The sequence below is a fragment of the Acidovorax sp. 99 genome (genome assembly GCF_003096455.1).
GTDB classification, from domain to species: Bacteria; Pseudomonadota; Gammaproteobacteria; order Burkholderiales; family Burkholderiaceae_C; genus Acidovorax; species Acidovorax delafieldii.
Genome location: NZ_QEKU01000001.1, coordinates 4,175,881 through 4,193,789 on the forward strand (window position 1 = coordinate 4,175,881; position 17,909 = coordinate 4,193,789).

General features: G+C 65.1%; 15 protein-coding genes. 8 read left to right on the forward strand and 7 right to left on the reverse strand.

Going from position 1 to position 17,909, the window contains the following annotated elements:
* Nucleotides 1–6 precede the first annotated feature (6 nt).
* Nucleotides 7–969 (reverse strand): IS110 family transposase, encoded by a 963-nt coding sequence (locus C8C95_RS19270; RefSeq protein ID WP_116749627.1) that lies wholly within the window; start codon nt 967–969, stop codon nt 7–9.
* Nucleotides 970–1,367: 398 nt separating this feature from the next.
* On the opposite strand from C8C95_RS19270, the gene C8C95_RS19275 reads away from it, so the two are divergent.
* Genes C8C95_RS19275 through C8C95_RS19285 form a run of 3 tightly spaced genes read left to right on the forward strand, consistent with a single transcriptional unit; the run spans nt 1,368 to nt 4,497 of the window.
* The gene (locus C8C95_RS19275) at nt 1,368–2,483 is read left to right on the forward strand and encodes an ABC transporter permease subunit (RefSeq protein ID WP_116749628.1); all 1,116 of its coding nucleotides are present in this window, start codon (nt 1,368–1,370) and stop codon (nt 2,481–2,483) included.
* Nucleotides 2,477–3,280, forward strand: a complete 804-nt coding sequence (locus tag C8C95_RS19280) for an ABC transporter ATP-binding protein (RefSeq protein ID WP_116749629.1) — start codon at nt 2,477–2,479, stop codon at nt 3,278–3,280. The genes C8C95_RS19275 and C8C95_RS19280 overlap by 7 nt, the downstream gene beginning before the upstream one ends.
* Before the next feature lie 8 nt (nt 3,281–3,288).
* Entirely contained in the window at nt 3,289–4,497 is a 1,209-nt protein-coding gene (locus C8C95_RS19285; protein WP_243415725.1) for a cytochrome c, read from the forward strand.
* 168 nt (nt 4,498–4,665) lie between these two features.
* On the opposite strand, the gene C8C95_RS19290 is transcribed toward C8C95_RS19285, so the two are convergent.
* Nucleotides 4,666–5,058 carry a VOC family protein gene (locus tag C8C95_RS19290; protein ID WP_056067560.1) on the reverse strand — a complete coding sequence of 131 codons (393 nt, stop codon included), beginning with the start codon at nt 5,056–5,058 and terminating at the stop codon, nt 4,666–4,668.
* A gap of 343 nt (nt 5,059–5,401) precedes the next feature.
* Here C8C95_RS19290 and C8C95_RS19295 point away from each other — a divergent pair, with 343 nt between their 5' ends.
* Nucleotides 5,402–6,517 (forward strand): LLM class flavin-dependent oxidoreductase, encoded by a 1,116-nt coding sequence (locus C8C95_RS19295; protein ID WP_056744351.1) that lies wholly within the window; start codon nt 5,402–5,404, stop codon nt 6,515–6,517.
* An 81-nt stretch (nt 6,518–6,598) separates the two neighbouring features.
* On the opposite strand, the gene C8C95_RS19300 is transcribed toward C8C95_RS19295, so the two are convergent.
* Together C8C95_RS19300 and C8C95_RS19305 are read right to left on the reverse strand one after the other, a co-directional pair.
* Nucleotides 6,599–8,239, reverse strand: coding sequence for an FAD-dependent monooxygenase (locus C8C95_RS19300; protein ID WP_116750367.1), 1,641 nt, complete (start codon nt 8,237–8,239; stop codon nt 6,599–6,601).
* 44 nt (nt 8,240–8,283) lie between these two features.
* On the reverse strand, nt 8,284–9,300 hold the full coding sequence (locus tag C8C95_RS19305) for a tripartite tricarboxylate transporter substrate binding protein (protein WP_116749630.1): 1,017 nt from the start codon (nt 9,298–9,300) through the stop codon (nt 8,284–8,286).
* 83 nt (nt 9,301–9,383) lie between these two features.
* Between C8C95_RS19305 and C8C95_RS19310 the strand changes: the two genes are divergently transcribed.
* Nucleotides 9,384–10,313: a LysR family transcriptional regulator gene (locus tag C8C95_RS19310; protein ID WP_243415726.1), complete on the forward strand. Its 930-nt coding sequence runs from the start codon at nt 9,384–9,386 to the stop codon at nt 10,311–10,313.
* Nucleotides 10,314–10,487: 174 nt separating this feature from the next.
* Here C8C95_RS19310 and C8C95_RS19315 read toward each other — a convergent pair whose 3' ends face one another.
* Nucleotides 10,488–11,336, reverse strand: coding sequence for a nucleotidyl transferase AbiEii/AbiGii toxin family protein (locus C8C95_RS19315; protein WP_116749632.1), 849 nt, complete (start codon nt 11,334–11,336; stop codon nt 10,488–10,490).
* Nucleotides 11,333–11,914, reverse strand: a complete 582-nt coding sequence (locus C8C95_RS19320) for a type IV toxin-antitoxin system AbiEi family antitoxin domain-containing protein (RefSeq protein ID WP_243415727.1) — start codon at nt 11,912–11,914, stop codon at nt 11,333–11,335. The genes C8C95_RS19315 and C8C95_RS19320 overlap by 4 nt, the downstream gene beginning before the upstream one ends.
* A gap of 172 nt (nt 11,915–12,086) precedes the next feature.
* On the opposite strand from C8C95_RS19320, the gene yjjJ reads away from it, so the two are divergent.
* Together yjjJ and C8C95_RS19330 are read left to right on the forward strand one after the other, a co-directional pair.
* Entirely contained in the window at nt 12,087–13,445 is a 1,359-nt protein-coding gene (gene yjjJ / locus C8C95_RS19325; protein WP_116749634.1) for a type II toxin-antitoxin system HipA family toxin YjjJ, read from the forward strand.
* Between the two features lie 537 nt (nt 13,446–13,982).
* On the forward strand, nt 13,983–15,485 hold the full coding sequence (locus tag C8C95_RS19330) for an HNH endonuclease domain-containing protein (RefSeq protein WP_116749635.1): 1,503 nt from the start codon (nt 13,983–13,985) through the stop codon (nt 15,483–15,485).
* 136 nt (nt 15,486–15,621) lie between these two features.
* On the opposite strand, the gene C8C95_RS19335 is transcribed toward C8C95_RS19330, so the two are convergent.
* A complete protein-coding gene (locus tag C8C95_RS19335) occupies nt 15,622–16,566 on the reverse strand; it encodes a LysR family transcriptional regulator (protein ID WP_116749636.1) in 945 nt (314 codons plus the stop codon).
* Between the two features lie 97 nt (nt 16,567–16,663).
* Here C8C95_RS19335 and C8C95_RS19340 point away from each other — a divergent pair, with 97 nt between their 5' ends.
* Entirely contained in the window at nt 16,664–17,899 is a 1,236-nt protein-coding gene (locus C8C95_RS19340) for an MFS transporter (protein WP_116749637.1), read from the forward strand.
* The last annotated feature ends 10 nt before the right edge of the window (nt 17,900–17,909 follow it).

Sequence of the window (17,909 nt, forward strand, 5' to 3'; positions counted from 1 at the left end):
TCAAAGTCAAGCGCGATGAAGCGAAGCATCCCAAGGTTTCCCGGTTCTGACCATGGCGTTGAGCATGGTCAGCAGCTTGCGCATGCAAGCGACCAAGGCTACCTTGGGCAGTTTGCCTGCGGCTTTGAGGCGCTCGTAGAACGCCCGGATGACGGGGTTGTAGCGCGTGGCGGTCAGGGTCGCCATGTACAGCGCACGCCGAATTTCAAAACGCCCGCCCTGCACCCTGCGCCTGCCTTTACGGTTGCCCGAGTCGTTGGACATAGGGGCCACGCCCACCAAAGCCGCTATCTCGCGGCGATTGAGCCGACCCAGTTCAGGCAACTGGGCAATCAGCGTTGCGCTGGCCACAGGACCTATGCCGTTGGTCGATTGCAGCAACCCGTCGAGTTCGCTGAAGTGCTCGCGCACATGGCCCACCATCTGTGCCTCCAGATCATGGAGTTGGGCCTTGATGGCGGCAATGATGGCCTCGATGCTGGGGTGCAGTTTTGTGGGCGTGATCTGCAGACGCTGGCGTTCGCTGCCCAGCATGGCCAGCAACTGACGGCGGCGCGTGACCAAAGCCGCCAGCCACTGCTGACACTCATCGGCCACAGGGCGCAGAAAGCGCGCCAAATCCTCGCGGCGCACCAACACCGCTGCCATCTCGGCCAGCATGCGCGCATCCACGGCATCGGTCTTTGCCAGACGGCCCATGCTCCTGGCAAAGTCACGCGCCTGGCGCGGGTTCAGCACGGCCACAGGCAGGCCCGAGGCTTGCAACGCACAGGCCAGGGCAGCCTCATAGCCACCGGTAGCCTCCATGACCACCAGGTCAACCCCCAAGGGCAACAAACTGGCCGCCAGTGCCGAGTGTCCATCGGGGTCATTGGAAAACCGCTGCGCACCGCTGTCGGCGCCCAGCACACAGACATCCACGTGGGCCTTGGCCACGTCGATGCCTACCGTCAGTGAAAAAGCAGACATGATCTTCAGCTCCCATGCTTGTACATGCGCGCTCGAAGGCGGCGCGCGTAACCGTTCGGGCTTCATGAAGACCAGCGCGGCAGCCGTGCGTTATGTACTCAGGGACGGGCTCGAACACCCCAGTCGCTACCAAACTGCACGGACCGGTCTGGCTACCCCCAAAAGGGCAATCAAACTTTACCGCGAGGGTCGGATGGAAGATACAAGTCGCTTCGCGCCTTCCCCCTTCTCTCGAAATCGCTGCGCGACTTCGGGAAGGGGAACGCAGCCCTCGCTGCGGGGCGGCCCTTGCTCGGCAGCCCTCGCATGGGCCGCGCCCACCTCGCGCGGCTATGGCCAAACATTCACCGTGATGAATGAATACCACTGGACCTGAATCGATCTGACTGGACCCGACTATGAGCACTGTTGCCGACAACATCCTGGGCGCCCCGCCGGGCATCAGCCCCAAGCCCTCGCAGCCGCCGCTGCGTGCGCCCAGCCCATCATCCGGTGCGCCCCGTGCTGCGGGTGCGCAGCCTGCCACCGCGCCCGACTTCAAGGCGGCCAAAGCGGCTCAGGGGGTCTGGTGGGCGGGGCTGGCCGCCGCCGTGGCCTGGGCGGGGCTGGCCTTGCTCACGGGCCTGTGGCCCAACAAGCCGGCGGGTTTCAGCGAATGGGCGTTTACCGAAGAGTTCGCCTGGGGTGCGGGGGGCGTGTCGGCGTTGCTGCTGGCGCTGACGGTGTTGGCCCGTCCGCTGGCTGCCGTGGTGCGCCGCGTGCGTGCGGCTGGACCGTGGCTGGTTGCCATTGCCGTCGGCCTGGCGGTGTGGGAGGTGTTCACCGCCAAGCTGGGCACGCTGCCGCCGCCCTTTTTTGCACCGCCCCAAAGCCTGGTGGAGGTGTACGCCACCGACTGGCCGCGCCTCCTGGAGAGCGCGGGCGCTTCCATCCGCCTGCTGGCACTGGGCATTGCCATCGGAGCGGCGGCAGGTTTTGTCACGGGCGTGCTGATCGGCTGGTCGCGCCAGGCCAGTTACTGGATCCACCCGGTGCTGCGCATCCTGGGCCCGGTGCCTACCACGGCGCTGCTGCCGGTCAGCTTCTATTTCTTTCCGTCCAGCTGGTCCACGGCGATCTTTTTGATTGCGCTGGGCACGGCCTTCCCGGTGGCCATCCTCACCTGGTCGGGCGTGGCCGGGGTGCACAAGAACTTTTATGACGTGGCCCGCACCATGGGTGCGTCGCCCTGGTTTCTGGTGCTGCGTGTGGCCATCCCGGCGGCGCTGCCGCAGGTGTTTGTGGGCCTGTTCATGGGCCTGGGCGCGGCGTTCTCCACCCTGGTGGTGGCCGAGATGCTGGGCGTGAAAGCGGGCCTGGGCTGGTACCTCACCTGGGCGCAGGGCTGGGCGGCGTATCCCAACATGTATGCGGCGCTCATTGTGATGGCGCTGTTGTTCTCGGGCGTGATCACGCTGCTGTTTGTGCTGCGCGACAGGGTGCTGTCGTGGCAGAAGGGGGTGGTGAAATGGTGAGTTCCGCGACGATTCCTGAAGTCTCTACGGCGGCCCGTGTGACCGGCGCACGCATTGACGTGCGCAATGTCAGCCACTGGTTTGACCTGCCCGCAGGCCCGCTGCACGTGATCGACGAGCTGGACTTGTCCATAGCACCCGGCGAGTTCGTGGCCCTGCTGGGCCCCAGCGGCTGCGGCAAGAGCACGCTGCTGCGCCTGGTGGCGGGGCTGGAGCCCGCCACCACCGGCGAGCTGCTGCAGGATGGCGCCCCCATCACCCAGCCCGACCCGTCGCGCATCGTGGTGTTCCAGGACCCCACGCTGTTCCCCTGGCGCACCGTGTGGGACAACGTGGCCCTGGGCCTGCAGGCGCGGGGCATCCTCAAATCCCAGCGCCACCGCGTGGATGAAGCGCTGGCCCTGGTTGGGCTGCAGGACTTTGCCAAGGCCTTCCCGCACCAGCTGTCGGGCGGCATGGCGCAGCGCGTGGCGCTGGCGCGTGCGCTGGTCAACGACCCCACCTTGCTGGTGCTGGACGAGCCGCTGGGCAAGCTCGACTCGCTCACGCGCCTGTCCATGCAGACCGAGCTGGTACAGCTGTGGCAGCGTGCGGGTTTCTCTGCCCTGCTCGTCACGCACGATGTGGAGGAAGCGCTGTTCATGGCGCAGCGCGTGGTGGTGTTCTCTGACCGGCCCGCGCGCGTCAAGCAGGTGCTGGTCAACGACCTGCCGTACCCGCGCCACCGGGGCGACCCGCGCCTGGCGGCCCTGCGCCACGAGGCGCTGGCGTTGCTGGGGCTGGACGCCAGCTGGTAGCCGCCGCCTTGGCCTGGCTGTCGTTGCCGCCCGAGTGGCTGGCCGCTCTGCTCGAAGGCCTGCAGGCCACCCAGCAGGGCCTGCGCGCGCTGCTGTATGTGGTTGGCCTGACGCCCGATGTGCACGGCCAGCCCGCCTGGCCGTTTGCGCACCGTGTGGCCGCCGAGATGCTGGTGGTGGATGCCGGCCACGCGCGGCGCGTGCTGCTGTCGCTGCTGTGTGTGGGTGTGGCGCTGCTGGCGCTGGCGGCATCCGTGGCGTGGCGGCGCGGCCGCAAGCCGCTGTGGTGGCTGGCCGCTGCACTGGTGGTGTTTGCGCCCTGGCCCCATCGCCACCTGCTGCTGACGCCCGCCGTGGCCACCAGCCTGCACCAGTCACCCACGGGCTTCACTGCGCAGGGCATCGTGCGCGGCCAGGCGGTGTACCAGCAGCATTGCGTGCGCTGCCATGGCGCCAGTGCCAACGGCGAAGGGCCCGATGCAGCCCGGCTGGCCATGTGGCCGCCCAACCTGAACGGCGCGCTGCTGTGGAAGCGGCTGGACGGCGAACTCTTCTGGCGCGTGCGCCACGGCATGCAGGGCCGCAACGGCGCGCAGACCATGCCCGGCTTTGACACCACGCAGCTCACCGACGCGCAGGTGTGGGAGGTGCTGGACTACCTGCAAGCCCATGCCGCAGGCCAGATGCTGCGCGAATCGGGCACCTGGGACCGCCCGGTGCGCCTGCCCGACGTGGCCGTGCTGTGCCGCCAGGGGCGCCAGCACACGGCGCGCAGCCTGGTGGGGCAGCGGCTGCGCGTGGTGCTGCCAGGCAGCGGCAGCCCCTTGCCCGCCGATGACCCACGCCTTGTCTCGCTGGTGGTGGCGCACCCCGGGCCTGGCGCGCCGCACACTCCCGATGCTGCTGCCGCCGATGCGGAATGCCTGACCACCGATACCGCAGCGCCGTTGGCATTGGCCCTGGTGCTGGGCGTTCCCGCCAGCGACCTGCCCGGCCACCAGCTCATCGCAGACCGCGCGGGCTGGCTGCGCGCACGGGGCCAGCCGGGCAAGGCCGCATGGTCGGAGGACGATCTGGTCTGCCGCACTGCGCCAGCGGCCCAGCAGCTGCCTTCTGCCGATGTAGCTGCCAACGCTGCGGGCGATGGCCTGCAGGCGCTGATTCGCCGCATGGACGCAGAGCCCGTGCGGCTGGTGCGGGGCGGCTTCCCGCACTGACAGTGCCTGCCACCAGCGTGTTGGCAGTCGGCCGCGAGCGAACGCCTGAGTCGCATTCAGGTTGCTCTTAAAAGAATAGCGGCCAGCGCTTTATCGACTAGCGCTTGAGGCCATTTTTCCTTAAATGAGCAGCGCAGGGGCTTTTCGCCCGCCCGGTGCCGACCTGCGCTACGCCTGTCCGTGCGACGCCACACACAGCTTGTTGCCGTCCGGGTCCCGAAAATACGCGCCGTAGTAGTTGGCGTGGTACTCGGGCCGCAGCCCGGGGCGGCCCTCGCACTGGCCGCCCAGGCTCAGCGCCAGCGCATGGGCCGCGTCCACCTGGCTGCGCGTGGCGGCCATGAAGGCCACCATCAGCCCGTTGCCAGGGTGGGGCACCTCGCCGTTGAACGGGCGGGCAATCACAAACAGCGGCCGGGGGCCGGGGGTGGACTCCCAGCCCGCCCAGGGCCGCTCGGCTTCGCAAAAGCGCTCCTGAATGCCCAACGAGGCCAGCACCGGCCGGTAGAACGCCAGGGCGCGCTCGAAATCTGTGATGCCAACAAAAACGTGCGAGAGCATGGTGGGTGGGGTCCTTTCTGGATGCGAAGCGGGCAGGCTGTTGCGAGGTGCCAGAGGCCAGGGCCAGGCGTTCAGGTCGGCAACGCACTGGCCGACCATGCCGACGCTGACGGCCAGGCGGCGGAGTCTGGATGGCAACCAGCCACAGCATAGCGGCGCGCACGGCGGCGGTGTACCCCCTTCGCCGTGCACAGCGGGGCCTATGCGCCGCACAACTTTGCAAACGCGTTTTTCTTCGTTGGCGCGCGCCAGGGGCGGGCAGATCATGGCTGCAGTCCCGCACGCGTGACGTTGCCAACCCTTCACCCAACCTTGTTTCACCCCATCGCCACAGGAGCCCGCTATGCCCGTCCAGTTCATCGGCATGATCCAGCCGCACGAAGTCTCTGAAACCATCGCCCGCAAGGGCCCGGCGGTGGACCCCGCCTATGTGCGCGTGTTTGCCCAGGCGCACGAGCACGCGGGGTTTGACCGCATCCTGGTGCCTGCCAGCTCGTCCAGCCCCGACACGCTGCTGACCGTCACGTACGCGGCATCGGTCACCGACAAGATCAAGTTCCTGCTGGCGCACCGCCCAGGTTTTGTGGCGCCCACGCTCGCCGCGCGCCAGCTGGCCACGCTGGACCACTACACCAACGGCCGCCTGGCCGTGCACTACATCAGCGGCGGCTCGGACGAAGACCAGCAGCGCGATGGCGACTTCCTGAACCACGACGAGCGCTATGCGCGCACCGACGAATACCTCACCGTCCTGCGCCGCGTGTGGGCTGAAGACAAACCCTTTGACCACGAAGGCACCTACTACCGCGCCAAGGGGGTGGTGTCGGAAGTCAAGCCCCTGCAAGGCCAGCGCGTGCCCATCTATTTTGGCGGTGCCTCTGCACCCGCGCTGCAGGTGGCCGGCAAACATGCCGACGTGTACGCGCTGTGGGGCGAGTCGCTGGCCCAGGCGGGCGACCTGGTGCGCCGTGTGCGCGCCGAGGCCACCTTGCAGGGCCGGCATGTGGACTTCAGCATCTCGTTCCGCCCCATCCTGGGCAAGACCGAGGACGAAGCCTGGGCCAAGGCCGAACGCATTCTGGAAGACACGCGCCGCCTGCGTGTGAGCCAAGGCTACTCGCGTGGCGTAGGCCCGCAGCAGAGCGAAGGCGCGCAGCGCCTGCTGGCCGACGCCGCCAAGGGCGACCGCGTGGACGAACGCCTGTGGACGGCCATTGCGCGCGAGCTGGGCGGCCGGTCCAACTCCACATCGCTGGTGGGTACGCCCGAGCAGGTGGCCGACGCACTGCTCAAGTACTACGACCTGGGCATCACCACCTTCCTGATCCGTGGCTTTGACCCGCTGGTGGACGCTATCGAGTACGGCCGCGAGCTGCTGCCCCTGGTGCGCGCCAAGGTGGCAGAGCGCGACGGGCAGCAGACACCGGTGGCGCCCGCCGCGCTGCGCAAGGCCGCCTGAGCGATTGGCTGCCTGGCGCCCTGGCCTGGATCACTCCCGGGCTGGGGCGTTGCCGCTAACGCAGCGGCCTCGCCCGTGCGGTTACCCCGCCACGCGCGCCAGAACGTCGCGGGCTTGCGCTGCGGTCACCACGGGGCCGCCAGCAGGCGCTGTCCAGGCCACAAACTGGTCGGGCCGCACCAGCACCAGCGGTGCGCCATAGCGCGCAGGCTCGGTGCCTTCGCCCCCGTCACCACAGTCCACCAGCCGCAGGGGCAGTCCCATGCCCGCTGCCGCCTCGCGAAAGGCCTGCACCGATGGCGCGTGGGCGCCGTCGCCGCCCACCACCAGCAGCGAAAAGCCCGGGCCCAGTTCCTCAAACACATTGCGCCCGCTGGGCAGCGTGGCGGGTGCCAGGTGGTGGCCAGGCCGCGCCTCAAACCGGTGCGATCCCTGGGCGCTGCTGGCGCGGCCCTCGCTGCCCCACACGATGCCCGAGCCCTCATAGTGCGGCTCAAACGCATGCACCTCGCCCACGGCGCCTTGGGCGCGCGCTTGCCACGCGGCCTCAAACGCGGCCTGGTCGCGCGCCGGGTCGTGGGTGTCCAGAAACTCCTTGTCTGTCTCGATGGACCGCGCAATGAAGTCGTTGATGGTGGACGCAAACACCGGGCGCCGCTCGGCGTCGTACGAGTCCAGAAGGCGCTCGCCGCCCCAGCCTTGCAGCGTTGCGGCCAGCTTCCAGCCCAGGTTGCGCGCGTCTTCCAGGCCCGAGTTCACGCCATAGCCGCCATAGGGCGGGTGGCTGTGGGCGGCATCACCCGCGATGAACACCCGGCCCTTGCGATAGCTGTCGGCCAGCATGAAGCGCAGGTCCCAAAAGCCGATGTGCTCAAACTCCACTTCAAACTCCGCGCCTACCGCCTCGTGCAGGTAGGCGGCAAAGTCAAAGTTGTCCTTGGTGGTGCCTGGCGGCACCGGGGCGTGAAAGAACCAGGTGCTGCCCAGGTCCACCCGGCCCAGAAACTTCCAGTAGCCCTTCAGCTCGGGCTGCAGCACGTTGTAGTAAGACTTGCCGGGGTAGCGCTCCAGCAGCTGGTGCAGGCCTTGCGACTTGAACACCAGCAGCACCATCATGCGGTCGTGGTCGGTGCGGGTGTGGGTGATGCCCGCCTGCTCGCGCACCACCGACCGCGCCCCGTCCGACCCCACCACATAGGCGCCGCGCAGCACGCGCTGGGCCTTGCCGTCGCCGCGCTGCTGGATGGTGACGGACACGCCCGCGTCATCTTGCGCCACGGTGCTGGTCTCCCAGCCGTAGAGGGTCTGCACCGACGGCAGCTGGGCCACGCGCTGGCGCAGCACGGCCTCGGTGGCGTACTGCGGCAGCCGCTCGTTGGCAGTGAAGTAGTAGGGCTTGACCAGGTCGCGTTGCAGCCAGTCGTAGCTGTAGGGCCCCAGCAGCGTGCCATGTGCGGTCAGGCCGCCAATGCCGTATTCGACCGGGATGGTGCGCGCCGCGCGCAGCTGCTTTTCGGCACCCCAGAAGTGAAAGTGCTCCATGGTGCGCTGCGTGAGGTTCTGGCCCTTGGGGATGGGCTGGGGCTGCGCATAGCGCTCCACCACGATCACGCTCACGCCGCGCTGGCCCAGCTCAATGGCCAGGCCCATGCCGACCGGGCCGCCGCCCACGATGATCACTTCGGCGTCCTGCTGCGGCGCCACGGTTGCTTGCTGGTTCATGTTGTTGGTGTTCTTCGCTACGGTCTGCTTGGTGGTGCGTGAGATCACTCTGCGGTGATGCCCTGGGCCTTGATGAGGTCGGCCCAGCGCTTGGCGTCAGCCGTCACCAGCTTCTGGAAGGCGTCTGGCGAGCTGTGGGCGGGCGTCATGCCCTGGGTCTCGAACGACTTGGCCACGGCGGGCGAGGCCAGCACGTCGCGCAGCTCGGTGTTCAGCCGGTCCACCATGGCGCGGGGTGTGCCTGCGGGGGCAAACACGCCGTACCACATGTCCACGTTCAGGTCGCCCAGCTTCAGCGTGCCCAGCGACGGCACCTCGGGCAGCAGCGGGTGCGGCGTGTCCGAGCTGATCGCCAGCGCCTTCAGCTTGCCCGCCTTCACATGCTGCAAGGCCACGTGGATGGGCAAAAACATCGCGTCGATCTGCCCGCCCAGCAGGTCCGTCACGGCCGGGGCGGTGCCCCGGTAGCTGATGTGGGTGAGCGAAATCTTGGCCCGGTTCTTCAGCAGCTCCATCGCCAGGTGGTGCGGCGTGCCCGCACCGGGCGAGCCATAGTTGAGCGAGCCGGGCTTGGCCCGGGCGCGGTCCATCAGGTCTTTGAGCGATTCGATCTTCGACCCGGCCGACGCCACCAGCAGCAGCTGCCCCCAGCTCGTCTGGCTCACCGGCACCAGGTCCGTCAGCGGGTTAAAGCCCTGCTTGGGGTACAGCGCCATGTTCATCACCAGCGTGTTCACGCTGACCAGCAGCGTGGTGCCGTCGGGCGTGGCGCGCACCACCTCTTGCGTGCCGATGATGCCGGACGCCCCCGCCTTGTTCTCCACAAAAAACGGGCGCTTGAGCCGGTCAGACAACGGCTGCGCAATTTGCCGCGCAATCAGGTCGATGCCCGTGCCGGGCGTGAACGGCACCACCAGCCGCACCGGCGCATCGGCCCCCGTCTGCGCCCAGGCCCAGGGCGTGGCGGCGGCAGCCGTGGCGGCCAGCGCACCCAGCACCAGGCTGCGGCGTTGGGGGGAGGGCGTGTGCGCGTTGGCACGCAGGGTGGGCAGCTGGGGCATGGGGCTTGTCTCTCTAGTCGTTGGAAGGGCGTTACAGGACAATTACAACGACACTCTTGACATTGATCAAACGGAAAATTCTGATGAATTCTTCATCAAAGCTGATGAATGTCAGTACCCGCCAGCTCCACGCTTTTCTGGAGGTGACGCGCCTGCAAAGCTTTGCCAAGGCAGCCGAGCAGGTGCACCTGTCGCCCTCGGGCATGAGCATGCTGGTCAAGGAGCTGGAGGACCAGGTGGGTGCCCGCCTGTTTGACCGCACCACCCGGTCGATCACGCTGACCGAGGCCGGGCGCCGCCTGCAGCCCGTGGCCGAGCGCGTGGTGGGCGAGCTGCGCGCCCTGGGCGCCGTGCTGGACGGCAACGAGGCCGCCGTGCGCTCGCGCCTGCTGGTGGCGGCCACGCCCATGATCTCGGCCAGCCTGCTGCCCGAGGTGATTCGCGGTTTTGCGCAAAGCCACCCCGGCGTGCAGGTGCAGCTCAGCGACGTAGAGGTAGGCACCGTGCGCCAGCGCGTGCTCGACGGCGAGGCCGACATCGGCTTTGGCTTCTTCGTCAAACCCGCCGTGGGGCTGTCGCGCCAGCCCTTGTGCAAGTTCCGCCTCATGCGCATCAGCCCGCCCGATGCGGCGCACACCAGCGGCCAGCTGTCCGACAGCCAGCCCTGGAGCCGACTCAAAGACGTGCCTCTGGTCAGCCTGCCGTCGGGCAACCCCATACAGGTGGTCATCGAAAAGCAGCTCTCCCGCCTGGGCCTGGCCCACCAGGAGCGCCCCCGCATGAACCTGATCGGCACCCTCATCGGCATGGTGCGCGCCGGCCGTGGCAGCGCTATCGTGCCCTCGTTCGCGCTGGAAGAATGCCTGCGCCAGGGCCTGGGTGTCGCCATGCTGCGCGAGCCCGTGGTGCATCTGGACCTGTACCTGGCCTACCGCCGGGGCACGCAGCAACAACCGGCGGCCATGGCGTTTGCCGAGGCGTTGCGGGAGGCTGCGGTGCGGTTGCCTGCTTGAAAGCCTGAACCGTCTTGGGATGATGCTGGGAAGGTGCGGGGCTGAGATTCAGTGCGAAATGTGCACCAAGCGCCAGAAAAACATACCGAGGCAGCTATCAAGTTAGGAGCGGATATGACATGGCACGCAGTTGTTGAGCACCATTCGCCCCCCTCATCCCATCGGTCTGTCGCTTCATAGCCCCAACAGCTTCTGCAACTCGCTGCGCAGCACCTCCACCACCTCTGCCAGGTCCAAGGCTTGCAGGCGGTTCTTTTTCAGAAAGGCGGCCCACTGTTTCTGCTTGGCCGCATCCTGTGCAAATGCGTCGCTCAGGCCTGAGGGAATAGCATTGGGCAGGGCTAAGTGCCGCCGATTAAACGTGGCAGCCACTGCGCGGTGCAGTTCTTGCGGGTCCAACACGCCTTCGGTCAGCAACACCCACAGGTCAAAGTAGTCCTTCATGCGCGTGTTGGCCATGCCCAGCAGGCACACCGCATGAAGCTTCTCTGCCACCACCGTGTACTTGGGGTAAGCGCGCAACTGGGGCGCAGGCAAGTCTGGCAGCAGCACCGGGTAGTGCACCGCCTCGGGCGCCGGGGTCACGGCGTCGCCAAAACCAATGTCCACCTGCAGCGCAATGCGTGCGCCATCCAGCGTGGCCAGAAGGTCCACCCGCACACCGCCGTACCCCGCCTCTTTGCGAATGGTGGCGCCCTTGACCGAGGCCGGGTCAAACGCCAAACCATCGTCCACCTCGATCTGGCATATCTCGCGGAACGCCAGCACGGCAGATTCAACGTCATCCGGTCCAAAACCCAGCAGGTCCGCATCGCGCGTGGGCCGGTGGGGCTGGTCGAACCACAGCGAGAACAGCAGGGCGCCTTTGAGCAGATAGCGGTCGGCGTGTGGCGAGATCGATAACCGGTACAGCAGCCGCTCCAGCCCGTAGCGGGTCAGCGTCAGGTTGAAGTCCTGCTGGTGCGCATCGGCGTACAGCTTGAGCCGCGCGCTGATGGAGGCGGCCACATTGCGCTGGCTCATGCCGTCACGCTCTCTAGATAAGGTCGCACCACATTGGCCACGCGGTTGATCGTGGCGTAGTGCCATAGTGCATCCATGGGCAGCTTGCCTTGCTGCCAGCCATCGCGCAGCGCCTCCAGCGCCACGTCCAGCCCGATCTTGTTGCGGTATTTGAAGCAGTCCGCCACCGTCTTGGCGGCGTTGAACACCGGTACCTGCACGCCGTCAATGTCCACCCGTTCGATGCCTTCCGTCAGCGCCGCGCCAGACATGCGCACCACACGCAGCGCCGGTTGGCCCGGGCGCGGGGTGGGCGTGTTCGGCGGTATCGCCATCCACACCTCAAACGGCGCTTGCGTGCCAATGCCATGCACGCGCAGAGCAGAGAGCAAACACACCACGCCCTTGGGCAGACGCAGCGCCACCTCGGCCAGCGAACGGTGTTCGCTGACGGCACGGCCTGGCAGGCTGTACATGCCGCGTGCCACGCGGTCCAGCTTGCCTGCGGCAACCAAACGGGTCAGCAGTACCGTGGGCAGGCCATGCGCGCTCAGGTCGCGCGCGCGGAGCAGGGGTTGGTGTTGGGCAAGCTCAAGCACCGTGTTTTCTTGGGAGGTGAGGGGGGCTGGTGGCACGCCACAAGTTTGTTGTATTAGATAGTTGTTTGTCAATAAATAACTAAAAAATGCAACAAACCAGGCTTTGATCCAGGTTGCTTAATCTATTCTTTTATCTATTCAGTTTTCCATTCAACCGGCGTATCCTTAAGGCATGCCCTCCGCCGCCCAAACCTACGCCAACGCCATCCGCCCCCTGCTGCGCCCCGGTCCTGCCAAGGCGCAGGCGCTGGCCCAGGCGCTGCAGGTCAGCCAGCCCACCGTCTCGCGGGCCCTTAGCGCGCTGGGTGACGAGGTGGTGCCTTTTGGCGCTGCAAGATCTATTCAATACACGCTCCGCGATCCCCAGCGCGCCGATCTGGAGGCCGCCGTCTACCGCGTCACCGCCCAGGGCGCACTGGAAACCCTGGGCACCCTGGTCCCGGTTTGCCCCCAGGGCTTTGTGATGGTCGAAGCGGGCGGGGCCCGGCTGCATAGCGACGGCCTGCCGTGGTGGATTTTTGACATGCGCCCGCAGGGCTACCTGGGGCGCGCCTACTGCCAGCGGCACGGCCAGCGCCTGGGCCTGCCCGAGCGGCTGGGCGACTGGAGCGACACCCACGCGCTGCGCGCCATCCTGGACCAGGGCGACGACATGCCCGGCAACCTGCTCATCGGCCCCACCGCGCGCGACCAGTTCGTCAACGCGCCCGACCCGGTGCCCATTCCAGCTGCGCAAAAGCTGCACGCCTACGCCCAGCTGGCCGACTTGGCCGCGCGCGGCGAAGTGGCGGGCTCGTCAGCCGCGGGCGAGCAGCCCAAGTTCACCGCCTACGCCGAGCAGGCCGATGGCACCGCCGCGCATGTGATGGTCAAGTTCACCGCAGAACTTGACACCCCCGTGAGCGCCCGCTGGCGCGACCTGCTGCTGGCCGAACACATCGCCCTGCAGGTGCTGCGCGAGCATGGTGTGGCTGCCGCGCAGTCGATGACCTGGATGCACGGCACCCAACGATTTCTGGAGGTGCAACGGTTTGACCGGCTGGGCGCGCGCGGACGCAGGGCGCTGCATTCCTTCGCCGCACTGGACGCCGAGTTTGTCGGCAGCGGCGGCAACTGGCCGGTGATTGCCAGGGCGTTGCTGAAGTCCGGGGTCATCACCCCTCAGGCCTTCGACACAGCCTGCCTGCTGTGGGCGTTTGGCACCCTGATCGGCAACGCCGACATGGACAGCGGCAATCTGTCGTGCTTGTCAGAGGGGCAACGGCCTTACGAGCTGGCGCCTGCGTATGACATGACGCCCATGGCGTTTGCACCCACGGCGGGGGGAGGCTTGCCGGATCGGACGCTTGAACTGACGGTGGGGGAGCAGGTCAGCGCGGCGGCTTGGAAAGATGCGTTCGCGATGGCCCGAGTGTTTGTTCGTCGGTTGGATGGCGAGGAAGGATTCAGCGCAGGTTTTGACATGTGCAAGGCTGAGTTGATGCGCCATGTGACAGTGGCTGGGGAACGGATCGGGCGGCTCGTGCTTTAGGCCAGATACCGGCGGGTTACGCAGCAAGGGCTGGCGGCGATGGTGTTTGCGGAGACCAGATCCGTCGGGGCAAGAGCGGGTTTTGGAAACGGATTCAATGCCAAATATGCCGATAGCGCTTGTCTAGATGCGGTATCAGCTATGAAGTTGAGAGCGAATGTTGTTGCGCTCTTTTTCTTTGAATTTCGAAATGAATGCGAGAGGATTGGCCGCTATCGATCCTGAGCCGCCGTTGAGAAGCGCCACCCGGAAGCTGCCATTGATTTGCTGCCTGCTGCCTCACCATTCCAAACATGCTGTTGAAAATCCCAGTCTCTGCCTATTGGCAAGCTATAGTTTGCCGACTTGAAGCGTGCCGGGTTTCGCGGAATTTTTATACCTAGATTTTTGAACAGGCGATGCCTGCACGCCTATGCTGCGAGCTACTTCTAGGAGAAATCAGTGTCCAGAATATCCCGCGCAGTCCATTTGTCTCGCAAGTTTTGCGGGATACATCACATTAGAAATTGTCAGCCTTACTGAAAGTGATTATCTAAAATGAAAAGACAATTGACTGAGTCAGAAAAATCGACTGTTCGGCAACAGCAACTCTTGCCCGATGGCTCGCTGCGATGCTTTATCTCCGGAGACATCATTTCGGACCAAGATGAGATCGAATTTGACCACATTAACCCGTATTCTAAGGATGGCGATACGAGCACATCCAACATTCGTATCGTTCTAAAAACACACAACCGGCGGAAATCTGACCAGTCGCTCTACGAGGTCAGGGACAACAGCAGGCTGGAGCGGTTATTCGAAAACAAGAAGAACAACATCAAGCTGCAAGACATTCTGGAGCTTAAAGAAGTCAAAAGACGGAATACTCATACGACCAAAAGTGGTGAAAACATTACAGTTGAGGACGGACAGATTTCAAGAAAATTCCCCCTATTTCAGGACGAAATTCTGGGCGTCGCCTACTTCTACGGTCGAATACCTATTGCATGGCTCGAAAATGACGATCAAGAGGGATTGCAACCTCGTGTAATCGACTACAAGCGTTTAATATCAATTCGAGATCATCTTAAAAATCATCCACAACTTGCGCCTTCAATTGCGAGATTGCTAGACAACCGGCTCAAACTTTTTGATGGCCAGCATAAGCTCGCAGCTCAAGTGCTGAACAATCACAGCGAAGTAGATGTCAAGGTCTATATTTCGCCAGGGGATCAAGAGGGATCAAAAAAGCTCTTCGATGCTTTGATGATTACCAACCTAGAGGCGCATTCCAAACTAAAACAGGTCCCTTTTTACACATCAACACTCCTTGATCGCTTATCGGTTATTTACAAAGAGTTTCTTGAGGAATTTATTTCCACCAAGCCTTCGGAAAATCATACAGAAGAAAATTTTGTTAATTTTCTCGCCATGCAAAAACAATTTACCAAATCTGAAGCTAAAGAGATGCTTCGGAGTGCAATCAAGAACTCCGCACTCGATGGTTCTAAATTGGATAAGTACGTTGCGGAGGCGTCTAAAGATGCCAGCTACCCCGTAACTATCGACCTATTGAATAAGACAGTATTTCCGTCAACCTTGTATCTAGAGCCCTCCTCCGCGAAATTCACTTCGGAACAAGATTACAGGAATGCCGAAGCTCAGAATTTTGCCGCCGTAACCGCATTGCTGGCGCAAGAAGCTTGTCTTGACAACTGGGTGCAGAATGCCAAAGGCAAGACCCTTTCCAATGAACAGTTGAAGGCAAGAAGAATCTGGCATAAAGGTTCTGTTCTCACTTGGTCACCTTATCTGAAGAGCATTTTATATTTTGCGCTTCAAACTATGACAAATGAGGAGCGTGAAAAAATACTGTACCGATCGCCCATTACGTCACATCAAGAGGCGATCATCAGCAAGTGTTTAAATCGGCTGTTCAGCCATCCTATGTGGGATGAACCCGAAGGTGAAATAGATAGCCTATTGGTTTCTGCAAAGAAACAGGATGATCTATTTATGCGGAAAGGGTTGACGGAGAAATATGTCATCTACGGTCAGTAATGAGTTTCTAACCCGGTCGTCCACGCGGACGCTGCGCGATAGAACCGCGCAGCGCCGGTGACTTCTACGTTGAGCGTCCGCTTTTATCTGCCGCCGCAGGTCGTTCCTGGCCGGTTACTGTCACTCCCAACAACCTTCACCCCACCGCCCGCATCCCCACCAACCCCGGCATCGCCCCCCGCATTGCCTCCAAAAACAGCCGCAACCGCGCCGGATAAAACCGCGCATACGGGTACACCAGGTACACCGGCAGTGGCGCCGCGTGCCAGTTGGGCACCAGGTGCAGCAAGTTCCCCTGCCGCACGTCGTTGTCCACGATCCACGCCGATGAAATGCACGCCCCCAGCCCGGCCAGGGCGGCGCTGCGCAGGGCGTACAGGCTGTCGGTGGCCAAACGGGGGGTGATGCCAAAGGTGTGAGCCTCGCCGCCGGGCTCTTGGGTTAGCGTGACTTCGCGGCGGTAGAAGGTGCTCAGGGCCAGCCAGGGCAGGGGTTGCAGGTCTTGCGCGTGCCGTGGCGTGGGGCGCCCGGCCATCAGGGTGGGAGCGGCCAACACGATGCGGGGCACTTCGGCCAGGCGCACGGCCACCACGCTGGGGTCGTCCACTGCGCCGACCTGGATGGCGCAGTCGATGCCTTCGGCGATGAAGTTGGGGCGGCGGTCGTGCAGCATCCATTCCACGTCCACCTCGGGGTAGCGGCGCAGGTAAGCCATCAGCGGGGCGATGAACTGGTCTTGCCCAAAGGCGTGCGGCGCCAGCACACGCAGGGTGCCGCGCGGGGTGTCGGCGGTGCCGCGCAGGTCGTCCTCCATGGCGCGCCAGTCTTCCAGCAGGGCCTTGGCGTGGGCAAAGCAGCGGTCGCCGTCTTCGGTCAGCTTCATCACGTGGGTGGATCGCTGCAGCAGCTTGATGCCCAGGCTGCGCTCCAGCGCCTGCAGGCGGCGGCTGACGGTGGGCTGGCTGGTGCCCAGTTGCTTGGCGGCGGCAGACAGGCTGCCGGCCTCGACGATGCGGACAAAAGTCTGCATCAGCTCGATGCGGTCGGCGCCGGGTTGCAAGGCTGGCAGGGTGTTGGTCATACGCTAAGCGTATAACGAATCTGCAATTCAGCCTACTACCCAGCGCAGCGGTGGGCTAGAAAAATCGCACCATTCCTTTCTAACCAATGGTGTTGTGATGTCTTCCATTCAAAATGTGCATGCAAGCGGTGCAGCGGGGCTGGCCCCGGTGGCGCCGCCTGCGGAGGGGGCGGTGAGTGCGCCGCTGCTGTTGCTGCTGGCGACCACGGCGGGGCTGAGCGTGGCGTCGCTGTACTACAGCCAGCCCATGCTGGGCGTGCTGGGGCCCGATATGCAGGCCGACAGCCGCGTGGTGGGGCTGGTGCCCACGCTCACGCAGCTGGGGTATGCGCTGGGCATCTTGCTGCTGGCGCCGCTGGGCGACCGGTTTGACCGGCGCCGCATCATTGTCATCAAGTCCATCGCGCTGATGCTGGCGCTGCTGCTGAGCGGCCTGGCGCCCGGCATGGGTGCGCTGCTGGCGGCCAGCCTGGCCGTGGGCCTGGCGGCCACGGTGGCGCAAGACGTGGTGCCCGCCGCCGCCACACTGGCCCCGGCCGCACAGCGCGGGCGCATGGTGGGCACGGTGATGACGGGGCTGCTGCTGGGCATTTTGCTGTCGCGCGTGGTCAGCGGTTTTGTGGCGCAGCAGTGGGGCTGGCGCACGGTGTATGTGGCGGCGGCGGTGGCCATTGCGCTGCTGACGGTGGCCGTGTGGCGCGGGCTGCCGCGCTTTGCGCCCACAACGCAGATGGGCTACGGCGCGCTGATCGGCTCCATGGTGGCGCTGTGGCGCCAGCACGCGGCGCTGCGCCGCGCGGCCTGGGCGCAGGGGCTGCTGGCCGTGGGCTTCAGCGCATTCTGGTCCACGCTGGCGGTGATGCTGCAGAGCCAGTTCAACCTGGGCACGGCGGCGGCGGGCGCGTTTGGCCTGGCTGGGGCGGCGGGTGCACTGGCAGCCCCGCTGGCCGGGCGCCTGGCCGACAAGCGCGGGCCCGAGGTGGTGACGCGCTATGGCGCAGGCCTTGCCGCTGCGTCGTTTGCGGTGATGGCGCTGGCACCGCTGCTGCCTGCGCAGGCCCAGCTGGGCTTGATTGTGGTCAGCGCGATTGGCTTTGACTTTGGCGTGCAGGCCACGCTGGTGGCGCACCAGACCATCGTGTACGGCATCGACCCCGCGGCGCGCAGCCGGCTCAATGCGCTGCTGTTCACCGGCATGTTCATCGGCATGTCGGCCGGGGCGGCGCTGGGCAGCCTGGCGCTGGCGCAGTGGGGCTGGCTGGGGGTGGTGGGCTTGGCCACCGTGGGGTCGCTGGCGGCGCTGGCGGTGCGCATGGGGCGGCGCCGGGGCTGATTTTTGGCGA

What these genes read in the sequence shown, in the direction of transcription:
- C8C95_RS19295 (WP_056744351.1), top strand. Translation starts at nt 5,402, where the DNA reads ATGCCCGTCCAGTTCATCGGCATGATCCAGCCGCACGAAGTCTCTGAA.
- C8C95_RS19340 (WP_116749637.1), top strand. Translation starts at nt 16,664, where the DNA reads ATGTCTTCCATTCAAAATGTGCATGCAAGCGGTGCAGCGGGGCTGGCC.
- C8C95_RS19270 (WP_116749627.1), bottom strand. Translation starts at nt 969, where the DNA reads ATGTCTGCTTTTTCACTGACGGTAGGCATCGACGTGGCCAAGGCCCAC.
- C8C95_RS19300 (WP_116750367.1), bottom strand. Translation starts at nt 8,239, where the DNA reads ATGAACCAGCAAGCAACCGTGGCGCCGCAGCAGGACGCCGAAGTGATC.
- C8C95_RS19275 (WP_116749628.1), top strand. Translation starts at nt 1,368, where the DNA reads ATGAGCACTGTTGCCGACAACATCCTGGGCGCCCCGCCGGGCATCAGC.
- C8C95_RS19310 (WP_243415726.1), top strand. Translation starts at nt 9,384, where the DNA reads ATGAATTCTTCATCAAAGCTGATGAATGTCAGTACCCGCCAGCTCCAC.
- C8C95_RS19335 (WP_116749636.1), bottom strand. Translation starts at nt 16,566, where the DNA reads ATGACCAACACCCTGCCAGCCTTGCAACCCGGCGCCGACCGCATCGAG.
- C8C95_RS19330 (WP_116749635.1), top strand. Translation starts at nt 13,983, where the DNA reads ATGAAAAGACAATTGACTGAGTCAGAAAAATCGACTGTTCGGCAACAG.
- C8C95_RS19280 (WP_116749629.1), top strand. Translation starts at nt 2,477, where the DNA reads ATGGTGAGTTCCGCGACGATTCCTGAAGTCTCTACGGCGGCCCGTGTG.
- C8C95_RS19290 (WP_056067560.1), bottom strand. Translation starts at nt 5,058, where the DNA reads ATGCTCTCGCACGTTTTTGTTGGCATCACAGATTTCGAGCGCGCCCTG.
- C8C95_RS19305 (WP_116749630.1), bottom strand. Translation starts at nt 9,300, where the DNA reads ATGCCCCAGCTGCCCACCCTGCGTGCCAACGCGCACACGCCCTCCCCC.
- C8C95_RS19315 (WP_116749632.1), bottom strand. Translation starts at nt 11,336, where the DNA reads ATGAGCCAGCGCAATGTGGCCGCCTCCATCAGCGCGCGGCTCAAGCTG.
- yjjJ (WP_116749634.1), top strand. Translation starts at nt 12,087, where the DNA reads ATGCCCTCCGCCGCCCAAACCTACGCCAACGCCATCCGCCCCCTGCTG.